This window comes from Bacillus sp. HMSC036E02 (assembly GCF_001836235.1).
Taxonomy (GTDB): Bacteria; Bacillota; Bacilli; order Bacillales; family Bacillaceae_G; genus Bacillus_A; species Bacillus_A cereus.
Genome location: NZ_KV827874.1, coordinates 133,253 through 145,545, shown reverse-complemented (window position 1 = coordinate 145,545; position 12,293 = coordinate 133,253). Strand labels below are relative to the sequence as shown.

Sequence of the window (12,293 nt, the reverse complement as noted above, 5' to 3'; positions counted from 1 at the left end):
TTATTATTTATTTTCATCTAAGAATAAGACCATATGCTCTTCGTCCCAATATTGTCCGTTATATTTTAATGAACGTTCTTGTACACCGAATGTTTTAAAACCTAATGATTCATAAAGTTTTTTCGCTCCATCGTTGCCAACAACAACATCAAGCATAACTTGTTCTACTTCTAAAGATTTAGCAAGCTCAAGACATTCTTTAATAAGTGCTTTTCCTGCTCCAAGTCCGCGTGCTTTTGGAGATACATATACAGAACCGATTTTAGCTTTATGTTCTTGTTTTACATATGGTTTCGTTTCCAGTGTTGCAACCCCGATTAATTTTCCATCTTTAAATGCACCTAGCGTATAGTTTTCATCTTGTGCTAATTTTTGTGCTTTATATTCAATCGCACACTCTTTATTAATAATATCTTCATAAGAAGAGCTGAATGCTTCAGGGTTTTGCTTTAATCCTTCTACGCGAAGTTCTAAGTAAATTTCTGCTTCGTCTTTTGTTAATACATGGATATCCAATTATATCACCCTCCAAATCTTTGCAAATGTACCTTTATTTTATATTGAAATAAGAATAATTTCAAAAGCTTAGCTTATATGAGCTGTTTTTATGAACAAAATAACACCAGTAGTGTTTACTACTACTGGTGTTTTCACACGCATATTATTCAAAAGGTAGCTTGATTATAAAGTTTGTTCCCGCTCCTAATTGGCTTGTTACTAGAATAGAACCGTTATGCAATTCTACAATTTCCTTTGCAACAGCTAGCCCGATGCCTTTTCCGCCTGTAGCTCGTGTTCTAGATTTATCAACACGATAAAAACGGTCAAAAATATGCGGGATATCTTCTTCAGGAATACCTTCACCTTCATCTTGTACACTTATTGTAAAAGAATCTGTTTCCATGAGTACACGTATCGTAATGGATGTGTTTTCTGGCGAATGTTGATAAGCGTTGTGTAATAAATTTAACATAACTTGTTCCATACGTCTTTCGTCTATACAAACTTCTAAATCATCTTTGCAATATACATGAAGTTGCATTTGCTTATTCGTTAATGTTGTTTTTGTTTTTTCAACCATTCGTTCTAAAAATGGCTGAAGAAGCACTTTTTGTTTTTTTATAACAAATTGGTGTTGTTCTAATTGTACAAGCATAAATAAATCTTGGACGAGATCGGTTACACTATCCGTTTCATCCTCAATGATTTGTAAGTATTCTTCTCGCTCCTCTTTTGTTAAAGAGTCTCTCTTTGCTACCTTTGCATAACCTTTCATATAGGTCAATGGAGTTAATAGTTCATGAGCGACACTAGCGAGAAATTCATTGCGCTCTTTTTTCATATACGTAAGTTCACTCGATAAATCTTCAATTGTTTTTGCTAAACTTCCGAGTTCATCATTCCGTTTAATACCTAATTGAATTGGCTTATTTAATTTTGACATTTTTTCTGTCGCTCTCTTCATTTTTACAAGTGGTTCTGTAATAACGCGTGAAAAAACAAAGACAGAAATTGTTGTTAAAATAATTGTTAAAACGCTAATGATAAGAAATTGGTTCATGAGTTTAAGTAACATATTTTCTAGGAAAGATGTTTTTAATAGCATATATAGCTTTCCTTGAAACTTTGTTGTGTTAAGTGGGCTTACTGTTGTGATGAACTTTGATTTTTTCCAGTTCCTTTCAACGACCAATCCGCCGTCTGGGACAGTTTCTGTTTTACAAGTAAGTTGTTTTTGCATATCTTTTGTTACGGGTTCTGAGGTGGAAATAATTTTGCCGTTATGGTCAGTAATAATGATAGCTATATCGGAGTTAGAAATTGATTCCGATTCAACTAAGTGTGCAGCCTCATTCGTAATATCGAATTCAGGATACACAGGGCGTTTAGGACTTTTATTATGTTCAGCGTGTTTCATTTCTTTATAATATTCATCCCGTCTCTCGCGGCTTTTAATTTTTTTACTATAGCGATTACCTTTCTCTAAAAGAGCATCTGTTTCCTCTACAATACGCATTTTTGAAAGGCTTTTATAAAAAGATACGAAAGCAATTGTTTCAATACATAAAGCTAATATTAAAAAGTATGTCCCAATTTTAAGGGAAAGTTTACTCATTTTTTCACCATACCTTATTCATAATAAAGAGTCAGTGGTATACGATTTCCCACTGACCGAAGTAATTATTCACTTTTCCATTTATATCCGACTTTATAGACCGTTTCTAGGTAATCTTCAATTGGAAATCCTTTTTTGCGTAGTTTATCACGGATATTACGAATGTGTGAATCAATTGTTCTATATTCGATATCTGTTTCATAGCCCCAAATTTTTTCGATTAAATCATCTCGGCTATAAGCACGGTTTGTATTTTGCAAAAATAGTCCGAGTAACGAAAATTCGATAGGAGTTAATGAGATTTTTTCATCATAAACTGTGACAGTATGTTTCGTTTTATCCCACTCAATACCATTGAAACTAACAAAGCCATCTTTTTTTGTACGGCGTAATATAGCCTCGATTCGTGCGACTAATACATGCTCATCAAATGGTTTTGTAATATAATCATCTGCGCCCATCGTGAGGCCTTTCACCATATCGTAGTTTTGATTACGAGCTGTTAACATAATGATAGGAACATTGGAAATTTGACGAATTTGATAGCAAGTATCCCATCCATCCATATTTGGCATCATAACATCTAATAAAATAATATCGAATTCTTTTTGTTCGATTAAATTTAGTGCTTCAAGGCCAGAGGTAGCTTTCATGCAAAAATAGCCGCGAGGGCTTAAGAACAGATCTAATAATCGTAACATACGTTCTTCATCGTCTACTAATAAAATTTTTACCATAATCTTGTGCACCCCAAACTGTTCATTCTACTTGTATAGTTTACATGAAAATAATAAAAAACTCTTTTTATGTGATTGAGTGGAAGAGTTATTTTTCGCTCAGAGTAATTGACATAAAAAATGCACTAGTTTTGCACAACTATTTTTTATAATAGAAAACGTAGCGACACAAAATACCCTATGTTGCGACATAACGTCATGTCATTTTATTTATAAAATGACAATTCCATTCTATTGTGTATGTGAGATAGAGAGGGTTTTCGTATTCACCTCGCATCGGATAAGAAAAATTTCCTATCTCACACTTTTTTTAAAAGGAGATCATACACATGAATTCAAAAGAAGAAATTTCAAAAAAAGAAAAGCAAGATCGTAATACGGTTGTCATGTGCGTTGCCGTATCTATGGTTATTATTATAAGTTGCGTAAATAAAATTTTGGGGATTTTATAATATAAAAAAAGCTGATTGCTTCTTAAGAAGCAATCAGCTTTTTTCATTGTTAGGGGAGTATTCCTATATGATAAACCAAGGTAAAATTGCTAACCCAGAAGTTACAATTGCTGTAGTAAATATTAAAAGCATAGCTCGTTTGTTTTGTTTTATATCACATTCTCCTCTACATATCAAGTACATGCGATCGGCGTGGGATGTAGTTCCCCACTGAGTAAAGTTTCACTTTATATTTTTAGTATAATGAATGGTAAGGATTGGTACGATCGATAAAGGTGACATGAAGATTACATTGTTGTAATGTAAAAAAACATCTTTCTTATTAAGAAAGATGTTTTTGGAAAACTACCCCGCTATTTGTGGGCAGTAACTCCCACCTTAAAATTCAGCGAATGCGAGGGAGTTAGGTGGGCGATAACTGCCCGTAAAAGCCCGATTGGTTCAACTAATACTCAGTAGGGGATGGAAAAAACACTGAGTAAAGTTTCACTTTATATTGAAGTATTAATCATTTAAGAACAGAACCATATGTTCCTCGTCCCAATATTGACCATTGTGTTTTAATGAACGCTCTTGTACGCCGTAAGTTTGGAAACCTAATGACTCATATAATTTTTTTGCACCAACGTTACCAACTACAACATCAAGCATGAGTTGTTCTACATGTAATTTATCGGCATTTTCAATAATTGCTTTAATTAGAGCTCGTCCTGCTCCGAGACCACGTGCTTTTGGGGAAACAAAAACGGAGCCAATTTTTGCTTTATGTTCTTGTTTAATAAATGGTTTTGTTTCTAAAGTAGCGATACCAATTAAATCATTATCTTTGAAGACACCTAGAGTATACTTATCCGGATTGCTTAATCGTTTAGCCATAGCAGCCACAGGATTTTCATGTTTAAGAACATCTTCATAAGAAGAGCTAAAAGCTTCCGGATTCTTCGTTAAACCTTCCATACAAACTTTTAAATATATTTCTGCGTCCTCTGTTGTTAATAAGCGAATTTCCATAGTTGTAACCTCCCTGGTGGATTTCAAATAAATCCATTACTTTTATAAGATTGAGTATATGTTTTGTTAGTATTCTCTTTTAATTTGTAAAAGAATGAAAAGATATATGCTACAATGTTTTGTTTTAATTATGTAATGAAATTATATATTAACTTTGTTAACTATTCAAGTGTTTAATATGTTACATTTTTATAACTAAAATAACTCCTCGATTGAGGAGTTATTTTTTAAACATTGGATTGATAGCCATCAATTCGTTTTGGATGTGTGTAAATATTACAAGATTCATTTCTAATAAACCCTACGACTGTAATGCCTAAATCATGGGCAAGTTGCAATGCCAGTTTTGTTGGAGCGGATTTAGATAGAACAATTTCACATCCGATTTTTGAAACTTTGAGTAAAATTTCGGATGAAATACGTCCGCTAAATGCGATGATTTTTCCTTTAATGGATATATCGTTACGCAAACAATGACCATATATTTTATCTAATGCATTATGTCTTCCAATATCCATTCTTGATAGGAGGATATTGTTTCGATCACATAGCGCGGTATTGTGAACACCGCCAGTTTGGCGAAATGTAGTAGAAGATTGTTGCAAGGTATTCATTAAGTGAAAGCATTCTTCAGGAGTAATTTTTACATGTATATCATGTAAGTCTTTTGCTTTTGCTGCGTCGTTTACGAAAATAAAACCTTGTCTACCTTTTCCACAGCAAGAAGTGATGTATCGTTTATTATATAAAGTTTGATAGAGCGGATTCACTTTTGATGATTTTACATGGACAATTCCGTTATCTTTTTGAACCCATAGTTCTTCAACATCTTTATAGGAAGAAATAATCCCCTCAGAAATTAAAAAACCAATTACCATATCTTCAATATAATTTGGTGTGCATACGACTGTTACATATTCTTCACCATTCAACTTAATAGTAATAGGAGATTCTGTAACAATCTCATCAAGCTGTTTTGAAAATGTACCAGATTGATAGCGTACAATTGTATAAGTCTCTTGCGTAGGCCCCATATTAAATTCCCCTTTTATATGTATTTCTCTCCCACATTTATCATAAAACAATGGGAAAAATAAAAACACCTATTAACAAGAAGATCACAGATTATTTTGGTTATTATTGTATATGTACGATATAATAGAACTGTAGAATAGTGATAATTTCAAGCTTTCGTAGTTATACCTTATAACATCTAGAATCGACTTCATAAGAAAGTATTTGGGTAGAGCGTTTCAAAAATATGTACAGTAATGCGATTTTGAAAACGGATTCATAATTGTGTTGTACAGTTGGTTGTAAGGAGAGGGGAAACTATGGCAGAACAGACAGTCCGTGTAACCGTCGATGGTAAAGAATTTTCTGCATCAGGTGAAAAGACGATACTACAATTATTTAACGAGAGTAATTTGGAACATCCTCAAATTTGTCATGTACCAGAAGTAGATCCAATTCAAACTTGTGATACGTGTATTGTAGAAGTAAATGGGAAGTTAATGCGTGCTTGTTCAACGAAATTAGAGAACGGTATGCATATCGAAAGACAGTCCCAGCGTGCAAAAGAGGCACAGACTGAGGCAATGGATCGAATATTAGAGAATCATCTACTGTATTGTACCGTTTGTGATAACAATAATGGTAACTGTAAAGTCCACAATACAGTACATATGATGGGAATTGAGGAACAGAAATATCCGTATGAGCCAAAAGTAAGTGCGTGTGAAGTGGATATGTCACATCCGTTTTATCGGTATGATCCAAATCAATGTATTGCTTGTGGGCAGTGTGTAGAAGTATGTCAAAACTTACAAGTGAATGAAACTATATCGATTGATTGGAGCTTAGACCGTCCACGTGTTATATGGGACAATGGTGTAAGTATAAATGACTCATCTTGTGTAAGTTGTGGGCAGTGTGTAACAGTATGTCCATGTAATGCGTTAATGGAAAAAACAATGCTGGGTGAAGCTGGATTCATGACAGGATTGAAACCGGATGTGTTAGATCCGATGATTGATTTTGTAAAGGATGTAGAACCTGGATATAGTAGTATTTTAGCAGTTTCAGAAGTAGAGGCTGCGATGCGTAAGACGAAAGTGAATAAAACAAAAACAGTTTGTACATTTTGTGGTGTAGGTTGTTCATTTGAAGTATGGACGAAAGACCGCCACATTTTGAAAGTACAGCCTGTTTCAGATGCGCCGGTTAACGGTATTTCCACATGTGTAAAAGGCAAATTTGGATGGGATTTTGTAAACAGTGAAGATCGTATTACAAAGCCATTAATTCGCCAAGGAGATATGTTTGTTGAAGCTTCATGGGAAGAGGCTCTTGAAGTTGTTGCATCCAATATGCAGCATATTAAATCAGAATATGGAAGTGATGCATTTGGATTTATTTCTTCTTCGAAAGTAACGAATGAAGAAAATTATCTTATGCAAAAACTAGCCCGTCAAATATATGGAACGAATAATGTAGACAACTGTTCCCGTTATTGTCAATCTCCAGCAACAGACGGTTTATTTAAAACTGTCGGTATGGGCGGGGACGCTGGAACAGTGAAAGATATTGCGGAAGCAGGCCTTGTCATTATCGTTGGAGCAAATCCAACAGAAGGACATCCTGTACTTGCAACGCGTGTAAAACGTGCACATAAATTACATGACCAAAAATTAATTGTGGCAGACCTTCGTAAACATGAAATGGCAGAGCGTGCGGATTTATTCATTCATCCGCGCCAAGGAACTGATTACGTATGGCTCGCTGGTATTACGAAATATATTATTGATCAAGATTGGCACGATAAAAAGTTCATAGCTGAAAATGTGAAGAATTTTGATGAATATAGCAAAATGGTAGAAAAGTATACGCTTGATTATACAGAAGAAATCACGGGGATTTCGAAAGAAAATCTGAAAGAAATGGCTCGTATGGTATATGAAGCAGATGGTACTTGTGTACTTTGGGGAATGGGTGTAACTCAAAATACTGGAGGAAGTACAACTTCAGCAGCAATTTCAAATCTATTGCTTGTTACGGGTAACTATCGTCGTCCTGGTGCAGGAGCATACCCATTACGCGGACATAATAACGTACAAGGCGCTTGTGATATGGCAACATTACCAAACTGGCTTCCAGGTTACCAAGCGGTTTCAGATGATGCGCTCCGTGCGAAATTTGAAAAAGCATACGGTACTACAATTCCGAAAGCACCAGGCTTAAATAATATTGCAATGTTACTTGCGGCAGATGAAGGAAAACTGCGTGGTATGTATGTTATGGGTGAAGAAATGGCTTTAGTAGATTCGAATGCCAACCATGTACAACATATTTTAGCGAATTTAGATTTCCTTGTTGTTCAAGATATGTTCTTATCGAAAACAGCTCGTTTTGCTGATGTTATTTTACCAGCGGCACCAAGCTTAGAAAAAGAAGGAACGTTTACAAATACAGAGCGCCGCATTCAAAGATTATATGAAGTATTGAAGCCGCTTGGTGATTCAAAACCAGACTGGTGGATTTTACAAAAAGTTGCTCGTGCACTAGGTGGGGATTGGAATTATGAAAGTCCAAGTGAAATTATGGACGAAATCGCGTCACTTGCACCGTTATACTCTCAAGCAACGTACGACCGTCTAGAAGGATGGAATAGTTTATGTTGGGGTAGTCATGATGGTAGCGATACACCGCTATTATATGTAGACGGATTTAACTTCCCAGATAAACTCGCTCGTTTATCATTAGATGAATGGGTACCACCAGTTGTAGCACCAGATGAGTATGATTTACTTTTAAATAATGGTCGTATGTTAGAACATTTCCATGAAGGAAATATGACGAATAAATCGGCTGGTATTTTATCTAAAGTATCTGAAGTGTTCGTTGAAATCTCGCCTGAACTTGCCCTAGAGCGCAATGTGAAAGATGGTGGTCTTGTAGAATTAGCATCACCATTTGGGAAAATTAAAGTACAGGCACTTGTTACAGATCGTGTAACGGGGAAAGAGCTATATTTACCGATGCATGCAACGGTAAATGAAGAGGCAATCAATATTTTAACTGGAACGGCGACAGATCTTTATACGTGTACACCAGCGTATAAACAAACGATGGTAAAGATGCGTGTACTACGTGAAAAAGGGAATCGTCCGTTACCATCTTCAAACCCGAGAGATAAAAAGCGTAATCCGCAAAATGGTGTTGAAATCGAGCAAAAATGGCAAAGAAAACAATACGTATCACTTGTGGACTAGGGGGCGGAGATAGTGGCGAAAGAAATTACTGTAATTAAAAAGAAAGTTGTAACAGAGGAAGAACAGAAACAGCAAGTAGCAGATGAACTTCTAAATGAGTTATCTAATAATCGTGAAGCAGTAGAAGAAACGATGCAGCTTTTAGCACAGTTGCAGAAGGCTGGTATATTAGATGCAGCAATTAGTTTACTTGCTGCGAAGGAAGATGTTTCAAAAATCGCTGTGGAGCAATTAAATCGTGAACCAGTTAAAAATGCACTCAACAATATGATGGGGGCAGGAGAAGCGTTATCTTCAGTTGATCCAGAAATAACGAAGCAAATTACGTCAAGTTTAGTTACAGGATTGCAATTTGCAACAGATGAATTAAATAGTGGTAAAAAAACAAAAGTAATGGATTTCTTTAAAGTATTAAAAGATCCAGATATCAATAGAGCTATTACATTCGGTTTTAGCTTTTTGAAAGCATTTGGACAAGGCCTAGAGAAAAAATAGAATAAATGAAAAAGTGATGGGAAGTAGCCATCACTTTTTTCATTATATGTATAAGAGTGTTCATGTTAAGCGGAATATATTATTATTAAAAAGATGGATTAGAACTTGAAATATGGAATCCATCTCAAATACCGTTTTAGAATTTGGAGGAATATATGCAACACCGTAAAAAACTATCTATACCAGGAGTAATGAGACATTCCTTTCAAACAGTTAAATTTGCTTTTTGGAATGTATTAACTTTTCAACTTGCTTATAAATTATTAGCAGCGATTGTGTTTGTTCCACTATTTGGAATCATTTTTAATAAGTTATTGTATTTTGCTGGTTATGCAAATGCGACAAATGATGAATTATTAGCGTTTTTAAAGACGCCTTATGGCATCTTAGCAATCGTAATTTTATCATTATTAGCACTGTTTCTTATCTTTACAGAATTTGCAGTGCTTATTATTATTTCGTATTTCGCTCATAAAAGACAGAAGGTGAAATTACGTCCGATTTTATATAAAACGGTAACGTATTTACCTACTCTTTTCACATATTGCTTACCAGGATTTATTTTATATGCTGTCGTATTGTTGCCTCTTTTAAATATGGGATATGAAACGGCATTAATCCCGCAAATTCAAATTCCTAACTTTATTACAGGAGAACTGTTTAAGACAACGATGGGACAAGTTGGTTATTACACGTTCTTTGCTGTAGTCGCATATTTGAATCTTCGATGGATTTTCGTTCTACCCATTGTTGTTTTAGAGCAAAAACCATTTCGCGTGGCAGCACGTAAAAGTGCAACTTTAGTAAAGGAAAGCTTTTTTAAAGTACTATTCTTTTTAGTAGGATTTTTTATTTCAATTGGAATTGTATATGTCGTGTTTTTGGGAATATATTTATTGTGCCTATGGGGTGTTTATGAATTTACAAACCCGAAAGGAACATTTGCATTATTAGCTGAATCAACGATTTCTGTATTTTTAACGAGCACATTGTATTTATTCAGCTTTATCGTGACGCCATTTTATATTATGGCGATTACGCGATTATACTTACAAAAGGTACCGGTTGAGGATGTTTTATTAGAAGAAGGATTAGATTATTCGAAAACGAAAGCAGATAAATGTTTCTTCCAAAAACATCGTTGGAAATTCATTGGCGTATACATTGTAGGAATTATTACTGCCGGAATGGTCGTTGCTTTCATTGTAACGTTTATTTCAAATTCATATAAAGAACCGATTATTATGGCGCACCGCGGGTATATATCAAAAGGTGTAGAAAATACGAAAGAAGCTGTGCAAGGTGCTATTGATGCAAAAGCAGACTACGCTGAAATAGATGTATTACAAACGAAAGACGGTGAACTAGCGGTTATACATGATTTGAAGCTGAAACGTCTCGCAAATGCCAATGTGCATGTGTCAGATTTAACGATGGCTGAGTTAAGGCAGCTTACCCTTAGTCAAGATGGACTTTCAGGACAAATAAGTACACTTGATGAAATCATTAAGCTAGCAAATGGCAAAATCAAACTTAATATAGAAGTGAAGCTTCATGGGGGCGAAAAAGATTTTGTAAACAAAGTCTTAAAAACGATTAAAGATAATGAATTTGAGAAGCAATGTGTAATTCAAACGTTACACTATCCACTTATTAAAGAGTTTAAGCGTGCAAATCCAGATATAAAAGTAGGGTATATATTGTATGCAAGTAGAGCTAACTTAAAGAATGTGAAGGCTGACTTTTACGTAGCAGAAGAATATATGTTAAATAAGAAATTAGTAAAAGAAGCAAGGAAGTTAAACAAACCAATTTACGTATGGACAGTAAATGATATGGAAAATTTAAAGGCATATTATAAGTTGAACGTAGATGGTATCATAACCGATTACCCTGAAGATGCACGTGAAACAATTAAGATGTTAAGAGAGCAAGAAGCGGAAGAAAGTGATCTGTTTGATAAAATTACTGAAACGACAGATGATTTATTTTCTAAGTTATTTATAAGTTACCCAGCTGCTAGCTAAATGCTAGCAGCTATTTTTTTTGAAAAGAATATATCTCTAAAGTATTGAGTAAAATAATAACTGTATATGTATACGTTATCGCTTAGGTTTCTTACAATGTTAAATTATTGTCAAATAATAAAAGGTTACTGTTTATTTTGAAGAGGTATAATAAAAATAGAGTGATAGATAATGAAATGTCACGAAACCCCCAATAGAATCAATGTTTTATATATTTACACTATTCTAAATATATAAACTTTATAAAAATGGTATGTTAGCGTTTTCATAACTTTTAAGTTATGCTAGAATAAGGACATAAGTTATTAATTATTACAAAAAGAAAAAAGAATCTCTTTTTTCTGTTAATTATAAGGGGGCATTTCATTATGCGTATTGGGGTACCAGCAGAAATTAAAAACAACGAAAACCGTGTGGCAATGACACCAGCAGGTGTTGTACATTTAATTCGTAACAATCACGAAGTATTCATTCAAAAGGGTGCAGGTTTAGGATCTGGTTTCACAGACGCTCAGTATGTGGAAGCGGGAGCAAAAATTGTTGATACAGCTGAAGAAGCTTGGAACATGGAAATGGTTATGAAAGTTAAAGAACCAATTGAAAGCGAATACAAACACTTCAGTGAAGGCTTAATCTTATTCACATACTTACACTTAGCTCCAGAGCCAGAATTAACAAAAGCTTTAATCGAGAAAAAAGTTGTTTCTATTGCATATGAAACAGTACAATTAGAAAATCGTTCATTACCATTACTTGCACCTATGAGTGAAGTAGCTGGTCGTATGGCTGCACAAATTGGTGCACAATTCCTTGAGAAGAACAAAGGCGGTAAAGGTATCTTACTTGCAGGTGTTCCAGGGGTTAAACGTGGTAAAGTAACAATCATCGGTGGTGGACAAGCTGGTACAAATGCTGCTAAAATTGCAGTTGGACTAGGTGCGGATGTAACAATCATCGACTTAAGCGCAGAACGTCTTCGTCAATTAGATGACATTTTCGGAAACCAAGTAAAAACTTTAATGTCTAATCCTTACAATATTGCAGAAGCTGTTAAAGAGTCTGATCTTGTAATCGGTGCAGTATTAATCCCAGGTGCAAAAGCTCCAAAACTTGTAACAGAAGAAATGATTAAATCAATGGAACCAGGTTCTGTTGTTGTAGATATCGCGATTGACCAAGGTGGT

At 34.7% G+C, this 12,293-nt stretch carries 10 protein-coding genes; 5 read left to right on the top strand and 5 right to left on the bottom strand.

Features of this window, described 5'->3' with window-relative positions; genetic code table 11:
- Window positions 1-3 precede the first annotated feature (3 nt).
- The 3 genes from HMPREF2590_RS25745 to HMPREF2590_RS25735 form a co-directional block, all read right to left on the bottom strand.
- Window positions 4-516 (bottom strand): GNAT family N-acetyltransferase, encoded by a 513-nt coding sequence (locus HMPREF2590_RS25745; protein ID WP_000351212.1) that lies wholly within the window; start codon window positions 514-516, stop codon window positions 4-6.
- A gap of 145 nt (window positions 517-661) precedes the next feature.
- Window positions 662-2,116, bottom strand: coding sequence for a HAMP domain-containing sensor histidine kinase (locus HMPREF2590_RS25740; protein ID WP_000041027.1), 1,455 nt, complete (start codon window positions 2,114-2,116; stop codon window positions 662-664).
- 65 nt (window positions 2,117-2,181) lie between these two features.
- Window positions 2,182-2,853: a response regulator transcription factor gene (locus HMPREF2590_RS25735; protein WP_000238959.1), complete on the bottom strand. Its 672-nt coding sequence runs from the start codon at window positions 2,851-2,853 to the stop codon at window positions 2,182-2,184.
- A 329-nt stretch (window positions 2,854-3,182) separates the two neighbouring features.
- Between HMPREF2590_RS25735 and HMPREF2590_RS30980 the strand changes: the two genes are divergently transcribed.
- Window positions 3,183-3,305 carry a hypothetical protein gene (locus HMPREF2590_RS30980; RefSeq protein ID WP_001085006.1) on the top strand — a complete coding sequence of 41 codons (123 nt, stop codon included), beginning with the start codon at window positions 3,183-3,185 and terminating at the stop codon, window positions 3,303-3,305.
- Window positions 3,306-3,809: 504 nt separating this feature from the next.
- On the opposite strand, the gene HMPREF2590_RS25725 is transcribed toward HMPREF2590_RS30980, so the two are convergent.
- Window positions 3,810-4,316: a GNAT family N-acetyltransferase gene (locus tag HMPREF2590_RS25725; protein WP_000405884.1), complete on the bottom strand. Its 507-nt coding sequence runs from the start codon at window positions 4,314-4,316 to the stop codon at window positions 3,810-3,812.
- A gap of 227 nt (window positions 4,317-4,543) precedes the next feature.
- Window positions 4,544-5,350: a formate dehydrogenase accessory sulfurtransferase FdhD gene (fdhD, locus tag HMPREF2590_RS25720; protein WP_000529230.1), complete on the bottom strand. Its 807-nt coding sequence runs from the start codon at window positions 5,348-5,350 to the stop codon at window positions 4,544-4,546.
- Window positions 5,351-5,650: 300 nt separating this feature from the next.
- On the opposite strand from fdhD, the gene fdhF reads away from it, so the two are divergent.
- The 4 genes from fdhF to ald form a co-directional block, all read left to right on the top strand.
- Entirely contained in the window at window positions 5,651-8,587 is a 2,937-nt protein-coding gene (gene fdhF, locus HMPREF2590_RS25715) for a formate dehydrogenase subunit alpha (RefSeq protein WP_050821594.1), read from the top strand.
- A gap of 12 nt (window positions 8,588-8,599) precedes the next feature.
- Window positions 8,600-9,082, top strand: a complete 483-nt coding sequence (locus HMPREF2590_RS25710) for a helical membrane plugin domain-containing protein (protein WP_001040540.1) — start codon at window positions 8,600-8,602, stop codon at window positions 9,080-9,082.
- A gap of 155 nt (window positions 9,083-9,237) precedes the next feature.
- Window positions 9,238-11,109 carry a glycerophosphodiester phosphodiesterase gene (locus HMPREF2590_RS25705; protein ID WP_050821595.1) on the top strand — a complete coding sequence of 624 codons (1,872 nt, stop codon included), beginning with the start codon at window positions 9,238-9,240 and terminating at the stop codon, window positions 11,107-11,109.
- 368 nt (window positions 11,110-11,477) lie between these two features.
- A partial coding sequence (gene ald, locus HMPREF2590_RS25700) for an alanine dehydrogenase (RefSeq protein ID WP_070861616.1) occupies window positions 11,478-12,293 on the top strand: 816 nt, incomplete at its 3' end.

Coding starts and splice junctions, on each gene's coding strand:
- HMPREF2590_RS25740 (WP_000041027.1), bottom strand. CDS start 2,116: ATGAGTAAACTTTCCCTTAAAATTGGGACATACTTTTTAATATTAGCT.
- HMPREF2590_RS25735 (WP_000238959.1), bottom strand. CDS start 2,853: ATGGTAAAAATTTTATTAGTAGACGATGAAGAACGTATGTTACGATTA.
- HMPREF2590_RS30980 (WP_001085006.1), top strand. CDS start 3,183: ATGAATTCAAAAGAAGAAATTTCAAAAAAAGAAAAGCAAGATCGTAAT.
- HMPREF2590_RS25725 (WP_000405884.1), bottom strand. CDS start 4,316: ATGGAAATTCGCTTATTAACAACAGAGGACGCAGAAATATATTTAAAA.
- fdhD (WP_000529230.1), bottom strand. CDS start 5,350: ATGGGGCCTACGCAAGAGACTTATACAATTGTACGCTATCAATCTGGT.
- fdhF (WP_050821594.1), top strand. CDS start 5,651: ATGGCAGAACAGACAGTCCGTGTAACCGTCGATGGTAAAGAATTTTCT.
- HMPREF2590_RS25705 (WP_050821595.1), top strand. CDS start 9,238: ATGCAACACCGTAAAAAACTATCTATACCAGGAGTAATGAGACATTCC.